The 18739-nt window shown below is 63.0% G+C and carries 16 protein-coding genes; 14 read left to right on the top strand and 2 right to left on the bottom strand.

Annotation, left to right across the window (positions count from 1 at the left end; genetic code table 11):
- Positions 1–32: 32 nt before the first annotated feature.
- The 12 genes from J3P94_RS07090 to J3P94_RS07035 all read left to right on the top strand — a co-directional run bounded on the left by J3P94_RS07090 (position 33) and on the right by J3P94_RS07035 (position 13146).
- Complete coding sequence (locus J3P94_RS07090) at positions 33–551, top strand: RNA polymerase sigma factor (protein ID WP_434572297.1); 519 nt, start codon at positions 33–35, stop codon at positions 549–551.
- Positions 552–664: 113 nt separating this feature from the next.
- Positions 665–1627: a FecR family protein gene (locus J3P94_RS07085; RefSeq protein WP_434572296.1), complete on the top strand. Its 963-nt coding sequence runs from the start codon at positions 665–667 to the stop codon at positions 1625–1627.
- A 118-nt stretch (positions 1628–1745) separates the two neighbouring features.
- A complete protein-coding gene (locus J3P94_RS07080; protein WP_434572294.1) occupies positions 1746–4340 on the top strand; it encodes a TonB-dependent receptor in 2595 nt (864 codons plus the stop codon).
- Between the two features lie 159 nt (positions 4341–4499).
- Positions 4500–5090, top strand: coding sequence for a biliverdin-producing heme oxygenase (locus J3P94_RS07075; protein ID WP_434572292.1), 591 nt, complete (start codon positions 4500–4502; stop codon positions 5088–5090).
- Positions 5091–5228: 138 nt separating this feature from the next.
- Entirely contained in the window at positions 5229–5657 is a 429-nt protein-coding gene (locus J3P94_RS07070; protein WP_434572290.1) for a YbaN family protein, read from the top strand.
- 33 nt (positions 5658–5690) lie between these two features.
- On the top strand, positions 5691–7037 hold the full coding sequence (locus J3P94_RS07065) for a CoA transferase (protein ID WP_434572288.1): 1347 nt from the start codon (positions 5691–5693) through the stop codon (positions 7035–7037).
- Between the two features lie 420 nt (positions 7038–7457).
- Positions 7458–8885 carry an arginine-ornithine antiporter gene (arcD, locus tag J3P94_RS07060; RefSeq protein WP_434572286.1) on the top strand — a complete coding sequence of 476 codons (1428 nt, stop codon included), beginning with the start codon at positions 7458–7460 and terminating at the stop codon, positions 8883–8885.
- 31 nt (positions 8886–8916) lie between these two features.
- Positions 8917–10173 (top strand): arginine deiminase, encoded by a 1257-nt coding sequence (gene arcA, locus J3P94_RS07055; RefSeq protein WP_434572284.1) that lies wholly within the window; start codon positions 8917–8919, stop codon positions 10171–10173.
- Between the two features lie 66 nt (positions 10174–10239).
- Complete coding sequence (locus tag J3P94_RS07050) at positions 10240–11250, top strand: ornithine carbamoyltransferase (protein ID WP_434572282.1); 1011 nt, start codon at positions 10240–10242, stop codon at positions 11248–11250.
- 132 nt (positions 11251–11382) lie between these two features.
- Positions 11383–12312 carry a carbamate kinase gene (gene arcC / locus J3P94_RS07045; RefSeq protein WP_434572281.1) on the top strand — a complete coding sequence of 310 codons (930 nt, stop codon included), beginning with the start codon at positions 11383–11385 and terminating at the stop codon, positions 12310–12312.
- Positions 12313–12376: 64 nt separating this feature from the next.
- Positions 12377–12736, top strand: coding sequence for a DUF5064 family protein (locus tag J3P94_RS07040; protein ID WP_434572279.1), 360 nt, complete (start codon positions 12377–12379; stop codon positions 12734–12736).
- 233 nt (positions 12737–12969) lie between these two features.
- On the top strand, positions 12970–13146 hold the full coding sequence (locus tag J3P94_RS07035; protein WP_305499247.1) for a hypothetical protein: 177 nt from the start codon (positions 12970–12972) through the stop codon (positions 13144–13146).
- A gap of 7 nt (positions 13147–13153) precedes the next feature.
- On the opposite strand, the gene J3P94_RS07030 is transcribed toward J3P94_RS07035, so the two are convergent.
- Positions 13154–14047, bottom strand: a complete 894-nt coding sequence (locus J3P94_RS07030; protein ID WP_434572277.1) for a helix-turn-helix domain-containing protein — start codon at positions 14045–14047, stop codon at positions 13154–13156.
- A gap of 170 nt (positions 14048–14217) precedes the next feature.
- Here J3P94_RS07030 and pobA point away from each other — a divergent pair, with 170 nt between their 5' ends.
- Positions 14218–15408: a 4-hydroxybenzoate 3-monooxygenase gene (gene pobA, locus J3P94_RS07025; protein WP_434572275.1), complete on the top strand. Its 1191-nt coding sequence runs from the start codon at positions 14218–14220 to the stop codon at positions 15406–15408.
- 51 nt (positions 15409–15459) lie between these two features.
- Positions 15460–16995, top strand: a complete 1536-nt coding sequence (locus tag J3P94_RS07020) for an MDR family MFS transporter (protein ID WP_434572273.1) — start codon at positions 15460–15462, stop codon at positions 16993–16995.
- A 141-nt stretch (positions 16996–17136) separates the two neighbouring features.
- On the opposite strand, the gene J3P94_RS07015 is transcribed toward J3P94_RS07020, so the two are convergent.
- Positions 17137–18486 carry a spinster family MFS transporter gene (locus tag J3P94_RS07015; RefSeq protein WP_434572271.1) on the bottom strand — a complete coding sequence of 450 codons (1350 nt, stop codon included), beginning with the start codon at positions 18484–18486 and terminating at the stop codon, positions 17137–17139.
- Positions 18487–18739: the final 253 nt, after the last annotated feature.

Below are 18739 nucleotides of genomic sequence, written 5' to 3'. Positions count from 1 at the left end.
TATCATCTACTCGAACCGGACCGAGCCCTATCGTGAGCCAATCACGCTTCCATCAGGTTTTCCTCGCCCAGCGCCTGCCGCTGCTGCGCACCCTCGAACGCATGGTCAACAACCCCAGCACCGCCGAAGACCTGCTTCAGGAAACCTACCTGCGCGTCACCCGCGCCCTGAACGAGCGCACGGTCGAGCATCTCGAACCCTTCGTCTTCCAGACCGCCCGCAACCTGGCGCTCGACCATTTGCGCGCGCGACGCATCCAGTCACGCACGCTGCTGGACGACGTGCCGATGGATGTGGTGAACAACGTCATCGCCCCGCAAAGCAGCGCCGAGGATGCCGCCCATGCCGGCCGGTTACTCGAACAACTCAACCTCAGCCTGCAGTCGCTGAGCCCGCGCCAACAGCAGATCTTCATCCTCAACCGCCTGCATGGCCACAGTTACCAGGACATCGCCGAACGCTTGGGCGTGTCGCTGAGCACCGTGCAGAAAGAACTGAAATTGATCATGGCGATTTGCGTGGGCGTGGCCGAACGGCTGGGCGCCGATTGAGTCTGAAGGACACTGGCGGCCAACGACCGCGCCGATTGCGTTGGCCGACGAGCCTGCTAGTCTTGGTCGCCTGATTACAAGCAGCCGTGCACAGACACTGCCGAGGAACCACCGTGACGGACAACCATCGCTCCCCTGAAGCCGCTGCGGCACAGGACACCGCCCACGCCATTGACCAGGCGCTGGATTGGCTGGTCCTGCTCGACAGCCCCAGCGATGAACAGACCCGACAGTTCCAGGCCTGGCTGGCGGCAGATCCGCGTCATGGCGAAGCGTTTTCCAGAGCCCAGGCGATCTGGAACGGCCCGCAGATCATCGAAAGCGCCCGGCAGCTCCAGGCCCGCCCCAAGGCCACCGCGCTGTCGCGTCTTCGAGCCCATTGGAAACCCCTGGCCACCGCCGCCGTACTGTTGCTCGGGTTGTTCAATTTCAGCGACCTGCCCCTGCAATTGCAGGCCGATCACCTGACCGTGGTCGGTGAGCGCCAGCGGCTGCAACTGGAAGATGGTTCCAAGGTCCTGCTGAATACCGACTCGGCGTTTTCCAGTTCCTTCGACGAACAGCGGCACGTGGCCCGCCTCTACAAGGGCGAGGCTTTTTTCGAGGTGCCGGCCAGTCGCAATGTGCCGTTGGAGATCGACGCCGGGCCGGTCACCGCCAGTGTCAGCGACACCACGTTTGCGGTGCGTTACCTGGACGGCGTCGCTCAGGTCCAGGTGCAGCGCGGCGATGTCGACCTGCGTGCGACCCGCTACGATGCCCATGTCCGCTTGTCGGCAGGAGAAAGCATCCGCATTGGTCCCAACGGCTTCGACCGCCCGGCACGCCTCGATGTCGGCACGGACCTGGCGTGGGTCCAGGGTCGGCTGGTGTTTGAGAATCGGCCGCTGGGCCAGGTACTGGCGGAGTTGCGACGCTACTACCCGGGCTGGATCATCAACAACAACCAGCAGTTGGCCGGCGTGGCAGTGACAGGTAACTATCGCCTCGACCAGCCGCTGGACGTGGTGCGTTCCCTGGCCCATATCACCTCTGCCCGCCTCCAGGAATTCCCGGCGCTGGTAATCCTGAACTGAATGAGAATTATTTTTACTCGATAGCTTCCGCTGGTTCGTCTCGTTATAGCCAATGCAACTGATTCGCATCTCGCGATGCAATCTGCACCTATAACAGATGCGACACGGAGCGCTATCGATGTCCTCTCGCCTTACTTGCCGGTTTCTTGCCCCTTCTTGCACGCTGTCACTGCTGACCGCCGCCATCCTGATGGCCGGCACCGCGTCGGCGGCCCTGGCTGCCATCGCCGAGCAACCGCCAGCGCGCAACATGGGCGACTACACCTTCAGCATCGCCCGGCAACCACTGGTTTCCGCCCTGAACGCATTTACCGCCGTCACCGGCTGGCAGGTGGGGCTGCCGGCAGAGCTGGCCGAAGGCGTCGCCTCGCCGGGGGTGAACGGCTCGCTGCCGCCGGAAAAAGCCCTGGAGCGCCTGTTGGTGGGGACCAACCTGAGCTACCGCAAACTGGGCAATAACAACATCGTCCTGGAAAAGCGCAGCGCCGGCAGCGCGCTGGAGTTGCAACAGGTGACCATCAGCGCCACCCGCCAGGAACAAGACATCGCCAGCGTACCGAGCACCGTTTCGATTCATGATCGCCAGGAGCTGGACCGCAACAACGTCAACACCATCAAGGACCTGGTGCGCTATGAGCCCGGCGTGTCGGTGGGCGGCGCGGGCCAGCGCGGCGGCATCAGCGGTTACAACATCCGCGGCATCGACGGCAACCGGATCCTGACCCAGGTCGACGGCGTGGAAATCCCCGGCGGTTTCTTCAACGGCCCGTACGCCAAGACCCAACGCAACTACGTCGACCCGGAAATCATCAAGCGCGTGGAGATTCTGCGCGGCCCGGCCTCGGTGCTGTACGGCAGCAACGCGATCGGTGGTGTCGTCAGTTATTTCACCCTCGATCCGGACGACATCATCAAGCCCGGCAAGGACGTCGGCGCGCGTCTCAAGACCGGCTACAGCTCCGTCGATGAGAGCTGGCTCAAATCCGCCACCGTCGCCGGCCGCAGCGGGCCGTTCGACGGGTTGTTGCATTACAGCCAGCGCGACGGCCACGAGACCGAATCCTACGGCAGCAACAACGGCACCGGCCTGGACCGCACCGCCGCCAACCCAGAAGACGTGTGCGCCAACAACGTGCTGGCCAAACTCGGCCGGGACTACAGCGATGACGCACGCCTGAGCCTTGTGTACGAGAAGTACAAGAACGATCGCGACGTCGACCTGAAAAGCGCCTACGGCGGGCCCTATGCCAACGGCCAACCAGCCATTCCCGGCTCCATCCTGCCCGGCGGCATGTACCAGTGGCGCACCGGTAACGATACGATTACCCGCGAGCGTTTCGGCCTGGAGCACAGCTTCGCCCTCGACAGCCTGCTGGCCGACAACATCAAGTGGAGCCTCAACCACCAGATCGCCAAGACCGACCAGCCCACCGCCGAGTTCTATTTCCCGATCACCCGCCGGGTGTTGCGCACCCGTGAAACGCTCTATGAAGAAAAACAGTGGGTCTTCGACGCGCAGGCGGACAAGTCATTCGGCTTGGGCGACACCGATCACACACTGACCTACGGCACCACGCTCAAGCATCAGAAAGTCACCGGCTCACGCAGCGGCAACGGCGTGTGCCTGGCGATCGGCGTGGGCTGCCCCGCCATCGGCGCCATCAGCACCCGGGACGTATTGGCAAAAGCCAGCGACTTCCCGGACCCGACCATCAACACCTACAGCGTTTTCGCCCAGGACCAGATCAGCTGGGACAAATGGACCTTCACGCCGGCGCTGCGCTACGACTACACCCGGCTCAAGCCACGCCTGACCGAGGAGTTTCTGCGCACCGTGGACCCCACCAACGGCGGTACGGTGAGTGGCGAGGACAAGAACTGGCATCGCGTCTCGCCGAAGTTCGGCCTGACCTATGCCCTGACCGACCAGTACACCTGGTACGGCCAGTACGCCGAAGGGTTCCGCACCCCGACCGCCAAGGCCTTGTACGGACGTTTCGATAACGCCGGCGTGGGCTACAGCGTGGAACCCAATCCCGACCTGGAACCGGAAAAAAGCAAAAGCTACGAAACCGGCCTGCGCGGTCGTTTCGACTCCGGATCGTTCGACGTGGCGGTGTTCTACAACAAGTACCGCGACTTCATCAACGAAGACGCCATCACCCCCGGCGCCGACCAGTTGACCTTCCAGAGCAACAACATCAAGCACGCCACCATCAAGGGCATCGAAGCCAAGGGACGCCTGGACCTGGACGTGTTCGGTGCGCCAAAAGGCCTCTACACCCAAGGCTCGGTGGCCTACCTGTATGGCCGCAACAACGACACGGGCGAGCCGCTCAACAGCATCAACCCGCTTACCGGTGTGTTCGGCCTGGGCTACGACCAGGAGCAGTTCGGCACCTTGCTCAGCTGGACCCTGGTCCAGAAGAAAAACCGCGTCGACGACAGCAACTTCAATTCGCCCGACGGCGTCAGCGGCCAGTTCAAGACGCCGGGCTTCGGCATTCTCGACCTGAGCGGCTACTACAAGGTGACTCACGACGTCACCGTCAGCGGCGGCCTCTACAACCTCACCGACAAGAAGTACTGGCTGTGGGATGACGTGCGCGGCTACGACAGCGTCGGCGAAGCGGCGGTGCTGAGCCCGGCCAACCTCGATCGCCTGACGGCGCCGGGGCGCAACTTCGCGGTCAACCTGGTCTGGGATATCTGATTCGGTTCCAGGCAAAAAGCCATCCGTGGCGAGGGAGCTTGCTCCCGCTGGGGTGCGAAGCGCCCCCAAGATCTAACGGTCGCTGCGCACTGGAGCGCCAGCCCGGCCGAGCGGGAGCAAGCTCCCTCGCCACGATGTATTCACTTCAAGGAATTTTTCATGACCACCCCACGCCCCGTCCTACGCTCCCAGCGCCTGAACCAGATCACCCACGAGCCCCACGGCAAGCTCGACGCCCTGGTCAAGGCCCACGCCCCATTCGAAACCCAGGCCAGCTACGCGCGCTTCGTCGTCGCCCAGTACCTGTTCCAGTCAGAACTGGTGGCGCTGTACAACGACGCGCAACTGGCTGCCCTGATACCCGACCTGCCGGCCCGCTGCCGCGCCGAAGCGGCCAAGGCGGATCTCGCGGACCTGGACACCGAAGTGCCCGCGCCGGTGGCCGGTGCGGTAAAAAACCCTAGCCAGGCCGAAGCGCTGGGCTGGCTGTTCGTTTCCGAGGGCTCGAAGCTCGGCGCCGCGTTCCTGATCAAGCGTGCCGTGGCCCTGGGAATGAACGAAACCTTCGGCGCCCGGCACCTGGCAGAGCCGGCGGGCGGCCGTGCCGAAGGCTGGAAAACCTTCACCCGGACCCTCGACGGCCTGGCCTTCACCGAACAGCAGGAAGCCGAGGCGGACAAAGGCGCGCTGGAGGCCTTCAACCGGTTTACCGTGTTGCTGGAACACGCCTATGCGGCCGAGTTGGCCTGAAAACTCTTCTCTGGGCCTTGGTGGGAGCGAGCCTGCTCGCGAAGACAGCAGATCATCCGCCGCAACTGTCGGCTGACACACCGCCTTCGCGAGCAGGCTCGCTCCCACAGGGATTTTGCACATGATCAGAAAATCCCCATGAACCGTCCCCAAAAACCCAGCCAACTGCTCTTCGCCCTGCTCGCCTACACCAGCCTGGCCATCGGCCTCATCGCCTTGGTCGTGCCCGGCCTGCCGACCACCGAGTTCATCCTGCTCGCCGCCTGGGCCGCGACCCGCAGTTCACCGCGTCTGAGCGCCTGGCTGGAGCACCATCGGTTGTTCGGGCCGATGCTGCACAACTGGCGCAACGGCAAGGTCATCCCGCGCCGGGCCAAGGTCGGCGCCACGATCAGCATGCTCGGTTGTGCCGCAATGATGTGGCTGATGCTTGCCCACGGCTGGCCGATGTACCTGGCCATGGCCGGCATGGGCCTGGGCAACCTGTGGATCTGGTCACGCCCGGAAACTCGTGGCGAGGGAGCTTGCTCCCGCTGGGGCGCGAAGCGGCCCCCTACGCAATTTTGAACTATGATCGCTCTCTCGCCTGGAGGGCTTTCGATGTCAGATCTGCTCACATCCATGCAAACCGCCCTCGGTTTGCCCACGACTCCGATCCCCTTCACTGGCGAAGGCGCTCTACCCTCTGCCTTCGGGGTTACCGAGTTGGCCTGCGCCAGCATCGCCACGGCCGGTCAAGCCGCCGCCGAACTCATTCATCAGCAGACCGGCCGCCTGCCGACGCTTGAAGTCGACCGGCGCCTGGCCTCGTTCTGGTTCGCCACGTCCCTGCGGCCCGTCGGCTGGAGCGTACCGCCGCTGTGGGACCCGGTGGCTGGCGACTACGCCACCGCCGACGGCTGGATCCGCCTGCATACCAACGCACCGCATCATCGTCTTGCCGCGGACAAGGTCCTCGGTACCTGCACCGACCGCGCCGACATGGCGAGCAAAGTTGTCCGTTGGAACAAGGCCGAACTGGAACAGGCCGTGGTCGACGCCGGTGGTTGCGCCGCACAGATGCGTTCCTGGCAGGCGTGGCAGGCCCATCCGCAAGGTTTGGCGGTGAACGCCGAACCGCTTGTTCACTTCGATGACATGAGTGCAGTTCCGCTTGAACCCTGGCTCGGCTCCGTCGCCCAGCCGCTGGCGGGCTTGAAGGTGCTTGACCTGACCCGCGTGCTGGCCGGTCCGATTGCCAGCCGCTTTTTGGCCGGGCTGGGCGCCGATGTGCTGCGTATCGACCCGCCGACCTGGAACGAACCCGGCGCGGTTCCGGAAGTTACCCTCGGCAAACGCTGCGCCCGCCTCGATCTGCATCAGCCCGCCGACCGCGCGACGTTCGAAGCATTGCTCAAGGACGCCGACATCCTCCTGCACGGCTATCGCGCCGACGCGCTCGAAGGCCTGGGCTACGGCGCCGCACAACGCCGCCAACTGGCGCCAGGGCTGATCGACGTCAGCCTCAACGCCTACGGCTGGAGCGGCTCCTGGCAACACCGGCGCGGCTTCGACAGCCTGGTGCAGATGAGCAGCGGCATCGCCGAGGCCGGCATGGCCTGGAAACAGACAGACAAACCGACGCCGTTGCCCGTTCAAGCGCTGGACCACGGCACCGGCTACCTGATGGCGGCCAGCGCGATCGTACTGCTGGCTGGGCGCTTGGCCGATGGCCGTGGCGGTTCGGCACGCTTGTCGCTGGCCCGCACGGCGAAACTTTTGATCGAGGGTGGCGCCGGCGATGGGGCTGCGTTGCGCCCCGAAGACGAGGCCGACCAGGGACTGCTGGTGGAACAAACGCCCTGGGGCCCGGCTCACCGCTTGCAGGTGCCGCTGAAAATCACCGGCACGCCGTTGCAGTGGGCCCTGCCGGCCACCGAACTGGGCGCACATCGCCCTCAGTGGTGATCGTTCGATCGCCTTCGCGAGCAGGCTCGCTCCCACATTGGATTTTTGACAAAGGCAAATCCCACGACCTACAAAGAATCACTGTGGGAGCGAGCCTGCTCGCGAAGAGGCCGGCAATCCAACATCTCAATCGACTGACACACCGCCTTCGCGAGCAGGCTCGCTCCCACATTGGATTTTTGACAAAGGCAAATCCCACGACCTACAAAGAATCACTGTGGGAGCGAGCCTGCTCGCGAAGAGGCCGGCACATCCGACATCTCAATCGACTGACACACCGCCTTCGCGAGCAAGCTCGCTCCCACAGGTTTTGCATCCAGCCCTTTCAGCTCATGCTTCGCGGTTGAACTGACCCAGATCAGCTGTCGCCCCCTTGAATCGACTTAGGCTGTTGACTCTCCTTCGCATGAGAGTCCTGCAATGTCCGATACCCCCGGAAAACTTCGACTGGGCGCGCTGGTTGCGCTGGTAGTGGGTTCGATGATTGGCGGCGGGATCTTTTCCCTGCCGCAGAACATGGCCGCCAGCGCCGATGTCGGCGCCGTATTGATCGGCTGGGCAATCACCGCAGTCGGCATGTTGACCCTAGCATTCGTGTTCCAGACCCTGACCAATCGCAAACCCGATCTGGACGGCGGCGTGTACGCCTACGCCAAGGCCGGGTTTGGCGACTACATGGGGTTTTCCTCGGCCTGGGGTTACTGGATCAGCGCCTGGCTCGGCAACGTCGGCTATTTCGTCTTGTTGTTCAGCACCCTGGGCTATTTCTTCCCGGTGTTTGGCGAAGGCAACACCGTGGCGGCAGTGATTGGCGCATCGCTGTTGCTGTGGGCCGTGCACTTCCTGGTACTGCGGGGCATCAAGGAAGCGGCGTTCGTCAACCTGGTGACCACCGTCGCCAAGGTCGTGCCGCTGCTGCTGTTCGTGCTGATCGCGGTGTTCGCCTTCAAGCTGGATATTTTTACCGCCGATATCTGGGGCTGGAAAAACCCGGACCTGGGCAGCGTGATGGATCAGGTGCGACACATGATGCTGGTCACCGTGTGGGTGTTCATCGGCATCGAAGGCGCGAGCATTTTCTCGGCCCGCGCCGAAAAACGCAGCGACGTCGGCAAGGCCACGGTCATCGGCTTCATCACGGTGCTGTTGTTGCTGGTACTGGTGAACGTGCTCTCGCTGGGCATCATGACCCAACCTGAACTGGCGAAGCTGCAGAATCCGTCCATGGCCGCCGTACTCGAGCACGTGGTCGGTCACTGGGGCGCTGTGCTGATCAGCGTCGGCCTGGTTATCTCGCTGCTCGGTGCCCTGCTGTCCTGGGTCTTGCTGTGCGCCGAGATCATGTTTGCCGCCGCCAAGGATCACACCATGCCGGCCTTCCTGCGCTGGGAAAACGCCAATCATGTCCCGGCCAACGCGCTGTGGCTGACCAACGCGATGGTCCAGCTGTTCCTGATCGTCACGTTGTTTTCCGCCAGCACCTACTTGTCGCTGATCTACCTCGCCACTTCGATGATCCTGGTGCCGTATTTGTGGTCGGCCGCCTACGCGGTGCTGTTGGCGGTACGCGGCGAGACCTATCAGAACGCCCTGGCCGAACGCCGCAAGGACCTGGTCATCGGGGCCATCGCGCTGATCTACGCGATGTGGCTGCTGTATGCCGGCGGGATCAAGTACCTGCTGCTCTCCGCCCTGCTCTACGCCCCCGGCGCGATCCTGTTCGCCAAGGCCAAGCGCGAACTGGGCAAACCGGTTTTCACCTCGGTCGAGAAGCTGATTTTTACCGCCGTGGTGGTCGGTGCCCTGGTGGCTGCCTACGGCCTTTATGACGGCTTCCTGAGCCTGTAGCCGGCTGACCGTTTCATCTGGAGGATTTGTAATGACCACGGAAAAAGTGAAATACGGCGTCCATTCCGAAGCCGGCAAACTGCGCAAAGTCATGGTCTGCTCACCAGGCCTCGCCCACCAGCGGCTGACGCCGAACAACTGCGACGAACTGCTGTTCGATGACGTGCTGTGGGTCAACCAGGCCAAGCGCGATCACTTCGATTTCGTCACCAAGATGCGTGAACGCGGTATCGACGTGCTGGAGATGCACAACCTGCTGACCGACATCGTCGCCATCCCCGAAGCGCTCGACTGGATCCTGCATCGCAAGATCACCGCCAACTCCGTGGGCCTGGGCCTGGTGCATGAAGTGGGCGCCTGGTTGCGCAGCCTGGAGCCACGCAAGATCGCCGAATACCTGATCGGCGGCGTCTCGGCCGATGACCTGCCGGACAGCTTCGGCGGCAAGACCATCCAGATGTTCCGCGACTTTCTCGGGCACTCCAGCTTCATCCTGCCGCCGCTGCCCAACACCCAGTTCACTCGCGACACCACCTGCTGGATCTACGGCGGCGTGACGCTGAACCCGATGTATTGGCCGGCCCGCCGCCAGGAAACCTTGCTCACCACCGCCATCTACCGATTTCATCCCGAGTTTACCCAAGCCGATTTCCAGATCTGGTACGGCGACCCGGACCTGGACCACGGCAACGCCACCCTCGAAGGCGGCGACGTAATGCCCATCGGCAATGGCGTGGTATTGATCGGCATGGGTGAACGCTCGTCGCGCCAGGCCATCGGTCAACTGGCACTGAACCTGTTCAAGCACAACGCCGTCGAGCGGGTGATTGTCGCGGGGCTGCCACGTTCCCGCGCAGCGATGCACCTGGACACCGTGTTCAGTTTCTGTGACCGCGACCTGGTGACGATTTTCCCTGAAGTCGTCAGCCAGATCGTCGCGTTTTCGCTGCGCCCGGACGAGAGCAAACCCGGCGGCATCGACGTGCGGCGCGAGGAAGGCAGCTTCCTCAGTACCGTCGCCAGCGCCCTCAAGCTGCCCGCGCTGCGGATCGTGGAAACCGGTGGCAACAGCTTCGCCGCCGAACGCGAGCAATGGGACGACGGCAACAACGTGGTCGCCCTCGAGCCGGGCGTGGTCATTGGCTACGACCGCAATACCTACACCAATACCCTGCTGCGCAAGGCCGGGGTGGAGGTCATCACCATCAGCGCCGGCGAACTCGGTCGTGGCCGTGGCGGCGGCCATTGCATGACCTGCCCGATCGTCCGCGACCCTATCGACTACTGACCTCTGAGCCTGGGTCGTTTTATCGAAAACGGCCCAGGGGATAACCGACACCCAAGGAGATCCATCATGGCTTTTAATATGCGCAACCGCAGCCTGCTGAGCTTGATGCACCACACCCACCGCGAGCTGCACTTTTTGCTCGACCTGTCCCGCGACCTCAAGCGCGCCAAGTACACCGGCACCGAGCAACCGCACCTCAAAGGCAAGAACATCGCGCTGATCTTCGAGAAAACCTCGACCCGCACGCGTTGCGCCTTCGAAGTCGCGGCCCATGACCAGGGCGCCCACGTCACCTACATCGACCCGGTTTCGTCACAGATCGGCCACAAGGAAAGCATGAAGGACACCGCCCGCGTGCTGGGGCGGATGTTCGACGCCATCGAATACCGGGGCTTCGAGCAGGAGATCGTCGAGGAACTCGCCAAGTTCGCCGGCGTGCCGGTGTTCAACGGCCTGACCGCCGAATTCCACCCCACGCAAATGATCGCCGACACCCTGACCATGCGCGAGCACAGCGACAAGCCGCTGCATGACATCAGCTACGCCTACCTGGGCGATGCGCGCTACAACATGGGCAACTCGCTGCTGATGATCGGCGCCAAGCTGGGCATGGACGTGCGCATCGGCGCGCCGAAAGCCCTGTGGCCGCATCAGGACTTCATCGACCAGTGCCAGGCCTTCGCCGCCCAAAGCGGTGCACGGATCACCATCACCGAAGACCCGGAAGAAGCGGTCAAGGGCGTGGACTTCATCCATACCGATATCTGGGTCTCCATGGGCGAGCCGGTGGAGGCCTGGGACGAGCGCATCCAGCAGCTGCTGCCCTATCAGGTCAACGCGCAAATGATGAAAGCCTCGGGCAATCCGCGGGTGAAATTCATGCACTGCCTGCCGGCCTTTCATAACAGTGAAACCAAGGTCGGCAAGGACATCGCCGCGCGTTATCCGAACCTGGCCAACGGCGTGGAAGTGACCGAGGACGTCTTCGAATCCCCGGCCAACATCGCCTTCGAACAGGCGGAGAACCGCATGCACACCATCAAGGCGATCCTGGTGGCGGCGTTGGCGGATATCTAAAACAAACGATACATCCCTTGTGGGAGCGAGCCTGCTCGCGAAAGCGATAGGTCAGACAAGTCAACGCTGACTGATACCCCGCCTTCGCGAGCAGGCTCGCTCCCACACGGGCTGACTTGAAAGGACAGCACCATGCGCATCGTCGTTGCCCTGGGCGGAAATGCCCTCCTGCGTCGGGGTGAACCCATGACCGCCGACAATCAACGCAGCAACATCCGCACCGCGACCGAACAGATCGCCAGGATCCATCCCGGCAACCAGTTGGTCATCGCCCACGGCAACGGCCCGCAGGTCGGCCTGTTGTCGTTGCAGGCGGCGGCCTACACCTCGGTCACGCCGTATCCGCTGGACGTGCTGGGCGCCGAAACCGAAGGCATGATCGGCTACATCATCGAACAGGAACTGGGCAACCTGCTGGACTTCGAAGTGCCCTTCGCCACGCTTTTGACCCAAGTCGAAGTGGACGCCAACGACCCGGCTTTCCAGAACCCGACCAAGCCCATCGGTCCGGTCTACAGCCGGGAAGAGGCGCAGCAACTGGCCGCAGAAAAAGGCTGGGCGATTGCCGCCGACGGCGACAAGTTCCGCCGGGTGGTCGCCAGCCCACGGCCCCGGCGCATCTTTGAAATCCGTCCGATCAAGTGGCTGCTGGAAAAAGGCAGCATCGTGATCTGTGCCGGCGGTGGCGGCATCCCGACGATGTACGACGCCGACGGCAACCTGCAAGGCGTCGAAGCGGTGATCGACAAGGACCTGTGTTCGGCACTCTTGGCCGAACAGCTGGAAAGCGATCTGCTGGTCATCGCCACGGACGTCAACGCCGCTTTCATCGACTTTGGCAAGCCGACCCAGAAAGCCATCGCCCAGGCTCACCCCGACGAGATGGAAAAACTGGGCTTCGCCGCCGGGTCCATGGGGCCCAAGGTGCAAGCCGCCTGCGAATTCGCCCGCCACAACGGCAAGGTCGCGGTGATCGGGTCGCTGTCGGACATCGAGGCTATCGTCCAGGGCACCGCCGGCACGCGCATCAGCACGGCAACGCCGGGGATTGTTTATCGGTAACCACAAAACTTATACGGCAGGCGCGGTGTCTGCCGTTCTCCACGCCTTCGAAGGAGAGACCCTTATGGCCACGTTCCAACCCGGTCACCTGCACATGGAACGCCATGCGCTGAACAAGGACGACTACAGCTACAACCTGTGCATCGATTACGAGGTGACCCAGGATCCCGAGGAAGGAACGGGCATGTCGTTCCGGCTACACGGCACGGTGGAAGACAAGAGCGTGGACGAGACGTTTTTCCTGGCCAAGGACCAGGCCTTCGACTTCGCCCGCCACGCCACGCGCATCGCCCAGCAGTACGGCATGCCGAAGACCGCCAGCATCGGCTCGATGCACAAGTATTACGACGAGATGTTCGAAGACGTGCGGCACCAGCTCGACGTCAAGCCGGGTGATCCGATGAAGCCTGAGCATTTGGAATAGCTGCCCGAAAGCCCCCTTATCTCCTGTGGGAGCGAGCTTGCTCGCGATGGCGGCGTATCAGCTTGCATGGATGCTGGATGTACCGCCCTCATCGCGAGCAAGCTCGCTCCCACAGGGAATCTATAAGCATTCTGAATACCGCGCTACACACAGGACCCGCCCGACTGGCAACTCGCTATGGCTGACCTATGCTGAAAACAGTACCCCCGGGTATTCGTTCAGAGGTCATCGCCATGAACATCAAAACAAGAAGACGCCTCGCCATTTTTGTCACCTGCACGGCCACGCTAGCGCTGTATGGCACCGCGGCTTATCGGGTCGAACAGGCCAGGCAGTTGCCCCGTGAATACGCCAGCTGCAACTTCGAACGCTGCATACCGCACAACGCATCCCTGAACGCTCTGCGCTGAAGCGGTTTCAGTCGTCCTGCTGATCGGTCTTGAGCCGGTCGCGGAAGGCCTTGGGCGAAATGCCGACACGCCGGCGAAACAGCCGGGTGAAGTTGGTCGGGTCGGAAAAGCCGAGCAGTTCGGAGATCTCGTAGATGGTCATGCCGGTGTAGGTCAGCAGCCGCTTGGCCTCCAGCAGCTGACGCTCGTGCATGATCTGCAACGCCGGTTGCCCGGCCAGCTCGCGACAGGTGCCGTTGAGGTGCGATACCGAGATGCCCAGGCGATGCGCCAGGTCTTCGACCTTGACGTGCTGGCGATAGGTTTCCTCCACCAGTTGGATGAACCCGTTGAGATATTCCCGGGCCCGTTGCGGGCGCTGCGACGAGGTACGCCTGTCCATTACCTGGCGACTGACCCAGACCATGATCACGCTGACCAGTGCATGCATCAGCATCTCCCGGGCCGGTTCGTGGCCAACATATTCCGCCTGCAAGGCGCTGAAAAGGCTGTTGAGGTAGTCGGCGTTTTCGCCGGCCGGGTAGGCTTCGGCCTGGGCCAGGACATTCACCGAATGCCCGAGCTGCCCTTGCAGATGCGTCACCAGCGGCGCCGCCAGGGTAACCACGTAACCTTGCACATCCTCGGAAAAGCGAAAGCCGTGCACTGACAAGGGCGGCAGGATCTGCACGGCCGGCTCGTCGAGCCGGGTGCGCTGGCCTTCTATTTCCAGTTCGGCCTGGCCTTTGTAGATAAACAGCAACTGACACAGGTCCGCATGCCGATGGGGTTTGATTTCCCACTGGTGTTCGCTGCTGCGCGTGGAAATGGTTTCGCAATGCAGCAGGTCCGGCGTCGGCCAATCCTGGCTCTCGCCGTAGAGCTTGAACACCGGTATCGAAGGCAGCTCGGTTTTCTTCATACGAGGGTTGGCCTCGGGTTACGGGCGGTAATCGCACCGATTGGCAGAAAGTACAGGTTTCAGCGCAGTTTTCCCCTTCAATTGACAGGTTCGCAAGCGAAAAATGCAGGCCAGGATTACTAATAATAAACACCGACCCTGGTCGCGTGCTCTTGCGAGTCATAACAACAATGAAAACCCTCAAGACCCAAGTCGCCATTATCGGCGCCGGCCCCTCTGGACTGCTGCTCGGCCAGTTGTTGCACAACGCGGGCATCGATACCCTGATCCTGGAACGCCAGACACCCGACTACGTCCTCAGCCGCATCCGCGCCGGCGTGCTTGAGCAAGGCATGGTGCAGTTGCTGCGCCAGGCCGGGGTCGGCCAGCGCATGGATGCCGAAGGCCTGCCCCATGATGGCTTCGAGCTGGTCCTCAATGGCCGGCGCGTGCACATTGACCTGAAGGGACTGACCGGCGGCCAGAACGTCATGGTCTACGGCCAGACCGAAGTCACCCGCGACCTGATGGCTGCCCGCCAGGCCTGCGGCGCGCAGACCCTGTACCAGGTCGATAACGCCCAGCCCCACGACCTGCAGACCGACCAGCCCTTCGTGACCTTCGAGCATGCGGGCGAAACCTGGCGTCTGGACTGCGATTACGTGGCCGGCTGCGACGGCTTCCACGGCGTCGCGCGGCAATCGATCCCGGCGGAAAAACTCAAGGTCTTCGAGCGCGTCTACCCGTTCGGCTGGCTCGGCATCCTGGCCGACACCCCGCCGGTCCATGAGGAGCTGATCTACGCCCGCCATGAGCGCGGCTTTGCCCTGTGCAGCATGCGCTCGAGAACTCGCACCCGCTATTACCTGCAAGTACCCGCCGAGGAGCAAATAGCCGACTGGCCGGACGAGCGTTTCTGGAGCGAGCTGAAAAACCGCCTGCCCGCCGACCTGGCCGAAGCGCTGGTGACCGGCCCGTCCATCGAAAAAAGCATCGCGCCGTTGCGCAGTTTTGTCGTCGAACCGATGCAGTACGGGCGGATGTTTTTGGTCGGCGACGCCGCCCACATCGTCCCGCCCACCGGTGCCAAGGGACTGAACCTGGCCGCCAGCGACGTCAGTACGTTGTTCAACATCTTGCTCAAGGTCTATCGCGACGGTCGCGTGGACCTCCTGGAACGCTATTCGGCCATTTGCCTGCGGCGGGTCTGGAAGGCCGAACGGTTCTCCTGGTGGATGACTTCGATGCTGCATCGCTTCGACGACGATGCGTTCAACCAGCGCATCAGCGAAGCGGAGCTGGAGTATTTCGTCGACTCCGAGGCCGGTCGAAAAACCATTGCGGAAAACTATGTCGGCCTTCCTTATGAGGCTATCGAATAGCCAACTATCGATTTAAACTGCGGGCTCCCGTCTATTCGCCTCCCTGGCGCGATGCCCGCAGGTCCAGCCTTGAATCAGCTCGATACGCCTCATGTCCCGCAACCCGCCATTCGCAGCGTGCTGGTGGCGCTGATGCTGGCGATTTTCCTCGGTGCGTTGGACCAGACCATCGTCGCCGTCTCGATGCCGGCGATTTCCGCGCAATTCAAGGATGTCAGCCTGCTGGCCTGGGTGATCTCCGGCTACATGGTCGCGATGACCGTTGCGGTGCCGATCTACGGCAAGCTGGGCGACCTGTACGGCAGGCGGCCATTGATGCTGTTCGGCATGGGCCTGTTCACGCTCGCCTCGCTGTTCTGCGGCCTGGCGCAGGACATGCAACAACTGGTACTGGCGCGGATTTTCCAGGGCATCGGCGCTGGCGGGATGATTTCCGTGAGCCAGGCGATCATCGGCGACATCATCCCGCCCAGGGAACGTGGCCGTTACCAGGGCTACTTCAGCAGCATGTATGCGGTGGCCAGCGTCGCCGGGCCGGTGCTGGGCGGTTACATGACCGAATACCTGTCCTGGCGCTGGGTGTTCTGGATCAACCTGCCGCTGGGCCTGGGCGCCTGGCTGGTGGCCCGGCGCACACTGGTGGGGCTGCCGGTGCCGCAACGCACGCCCATCATCGACTACCTGGGCACCGTGTTGCTGATCATCGGCCTGACTGCCTTGCTGCTGGGCATCACCCAGGTGGGCCAGGGTCACGCCTGGCACAGCCGCGAAGTGCTCGGGCTGCTCGGTGGCGCCGTGGTCGTGCTGGGGGTATTCGCCTGGCATGAGCGCCGCGCCCGGGAGCCGTTGCTGCCCATGCACCTGTTCGTCAACCGCAGCGCGGTGCTGTGCTGGTGCACGGTGTTCTTCACCAGTTTCCAGGCGATCTCGCTGACGGTGCTGGTGCCGTTGCGCTTCCAGAGCGTGACCGGCGCCGGGGCCGACAGTGCCGCGCTGCACCTGCTGCCACTGGCGATGGGCCTGCCGATGGGCGCCTATTTCGCCGGACGGCGCACCTCGATCACCGGTCGCTACAAACCGATGATCCTCAGTGGCGCCCTGCTCTTCCCGTTCGCCATCCTCGGCATGGCCTTCACCCCGCCCGCGGCATTCTGGCTTAGCAGCCTGTTCATGCTGCTTGGCGGCATCGCGTCCGGCATGCAATTTCCCACCTCGCTGGTGGGTTCGCAGAATTCGGTGCAGCAACGGGACATCGGCGTGGCCACCAGCACCACCAACCTGTTCCGCTCACTGGGCGGCGCGGTCGGCGTGGCATTGATGTCGGCGCTGCTGCTGGCGCTATTGCAGGATTCAGGTTTTGCCCAGCTCGCCGGTTCGTCAGTGACCGGCGAAGGGCATTCCGGCAACGTGCTGCTCGACGGCCTGAACGCCGCGCCGGGCGCGGCACGGGATGCCTTGTGCGAGGAACTGCAAGCGACGTTCCGGCATTTGCTGATGATCAGCGCGGCGGTGTCGTTGCTGGGGTTGGCGGCGGCGCTGGCAATGCCCGATTGCCTGTTGCGCGGGCGAGAAGAAAAAACTCGCTAGTGCGGATGGCACTGACCTATGTGGCGAGGGAGCTTGCTCCCGCTGGACTGCGCAGCAGGCCCAAAATCCTGAGTGAGCAGGGGAATTTTTGGGGCCGCTTCGCGGCCCAGCGGGAGCAAGCTCCCTCGCCACAAAATCCAGTTAGGCCGCCCCCACGACACCTTCGGGCACCACCACCGCGCTCATCCCTTCCTTCATCCGCTTGGCATCGCGCACGAAGCAGCGAGAGGCCAGGAACAGGAACACCATGGTCAACAGCAGCGCCACCGGGATCAGGTACATCGCGTCATGCAGGCCGATCGCCTTGAACGCTTCGGTCATTTGCGGGGCGCCTGCGACCGCCATGGCCGTGTGGGCGAAGTAGTCGGACAAGCCGCCGACCACCACCGGCCCAAGGCCGCCGCCGAGCAGATACAGCCCGGCGAAATACAACGCCATCGCCGTGGCCCGCAGGCGCGGCTCCACCACGTCCTGGATCGCGGTGTAGACGCAGGTGTAGAAGTTATAGGCAAACAGCCAGCCGACACTGAACACCGCGACGAACACGCCGATCTCGATGCGCCCGGCATGCAACGCCCACGCTGTAGTCACCGTGGAGATGGCCAGGCTGAATGCCGCGAACAGCAGCCGGCCGTTGGGCACGCGCTGGTGGATCTTGTCGGCCACCCAGCCGCCGAGGGTCAGCCCGAACAACCCGGTCACGCCGACCATGATCCCGGTCGCCACGGCCGCCTCGTGCAGCGGCATCCCGAAATAACGCTGCAGCATCGGCACCAGGAAGGAGTTGCAGGCATAGGTGGCGAAGTTGAAGCACAACCCCGCCAGGATCAGCCAGAGAAAGGTTGGAATCGCCAGCACCCGGCGAATCGGCTTGTCGACCTTTTCCTGGGACACCGCCACGGTTTCCGCCGCGCCGCGCTTGGGTTCCTTGATGAAAAACATGAACACCGCCAGCACCAGGCCCGGCACCGCCGCAATGAAGAACGGCGCGCGCCAGCTGTCGAACGCCTTGACCATCGCGCCAATGGTAAAAAACGCCAGCAGCAGGCCCAGCGGCAGTCCCAGCATGAAAATGCCCATCGCCCGAGCCCGACGGTGCGCCGGGAACAGATCGCCGATCAACGAGTTGGCCGCCGGCGCATAACTGGCTTCACCGATGCCCACGCCCATGCGCACCACCAGGAACGCCCAGAAACTGCCCACCAGGCCGTTTACCGCCGTCAGCCCGCTCCAGGCCGCCAGGCCCCAGCCCATCAGTTTGCTGCGCGAACCGGTATCGGCCATGCGTCCCAATGGCAGGCCCGCGATGGCATAGACGATGGTGAAGGCGGTACCGATGATGCCGATCTGGAAGTCGCTGAGGCTCCACTCCATGCGGATCGGTTCGATGATGATCGCCGGGATGGTGCGGTCGAAAAAATTGAACAGGTTGGCCAGGAACAGCAGGAACAGAATGCGCCAGGCATTCGCCGCTTGGGTCGAGTTCTGCATGGGTCCGTCTCTTTTTATTGTCTTGGGCTTCATTGCCAACGCGTTCGAGCCCGGAACCAACAATCTAGTCATGGCCGCCAATGCTGTCTGTAACTATTCGTAGGGCTGATACCCGCCCATGGGAGCCGTTATCTGCAAAGAAGGTTTTTTCAAAGCTCCAACCGCTCCACCTAACCCTGAAACCAAAATGCTACTACGCTACGTTGGATGCTATGCAACGCCGCCGACATTACCAGGGTTCGCCAGTACCCAC

The organism is Pseudomonas sp. Z3-8 (assembly GCF_051131975.1).
Lineage (GTDB): Bacteria > Pseudomonadota > Gammaproteobacteria > Pseudomonadales > Pseudomonadaceae > Aquipseudomonas.
Note: the sequence above shows the minus strand (reverse complement) of the source record. Positions and strands in the feature narration are given on the sequence as shown.

Coding starts and splice junctions, on each gene's coding strand:
- J3P94_RS07080 (WP_434572294.1), top strand. CDS start 1,746: ATGTCCTCTCGCCTTACTTGCCGGTTTCTTGCCCCTTCTTGCACGCTG.
- J3P94_RS07075 (WP_434572292.1), top strand. CDS start 4,500: ATGACCACCCCACGCCCCGTCCTACGCTCCCAGCGCCTGAACCAGATC.
- J3P94_RS07070 (WP_434572290.1), top strand. CDS start 5,229: ATGAACCGTCCCCAAAAACCCAGCCAACTGCTCTTCGCCCTGCTCGCC.
- J3P94_RS07065 (WP_434572288.1), top strand. CDS start 5,691: ATGTCAGATCTGCTCACATCCATGCAAACCGCCCTCGGTTTGCCCACG.
- arcD (WP_434572286.1), top strand. CDS start 7,458: ATGTCCGATACCCCCGGAAAACTTCGACTGGGCGCGCTGGTTGCGCTG.
- arcA (WP_434572284.1), top strand. CDS start 8,917: ATGACCACGGAAAAAGTGAAATACGGCGTCCATTCCGAAGCCGGCAAA.
- J3P94_RS07050 (WP_434572282.1), top strand. CDS start 10,240: ATGGCTTTTAATATGCGCAACCGCAGCCTGCTGAGCTTGATGCACCAC.
- arcC (WP_434572281.1), top strand. CDS start 11,383: ATGCGCATCGTCGTTGCCCTGGGCGGAAATGCCCTCCTGCGTCGGGGT.
- J3P94_RS07040 (WP_434572279.1), top strand. CDS start 12,377: ATGGCCACGTTCCAACCCGGTCACCTGCACATGGAACGCCATGCGCTG.
- J3P94_RS07035 (WP_305499247.1), top strand. CDS start 12,970: ATGAACATCAAAACAAGAAGACGCCTCGCCATTTTTGTCACCTGCACG.
- J3P94_RS07030 (WP_434572277.1), bottom strand. CDS start 14,047: ATGAAGAAAACCGAGCTGCCTTCGATACCGGTGTTCAAGCTCTACGGC.
- pobA (WP_434572275.1), top strand. CDS start 14,218: ATGAAAACCCTCAAGACCCAAGTCGCCATTATCGGCGCCGGCCCCTCT.
- J3P94_RS07020 (WP_434572273.1), top strand. CDS start 15,460: ATGCCCGCAGGTCCAGCCTTGAATCAGCTCGATACGCCTCATGTCCCG.
- J3P94_RS07015 (WP_434572271.1), bottom strand. CDS start 18,486: ATGCAGAACTCGACCCAAGCGGCGAATGCCTGGCGCATTCTGTTCCTG.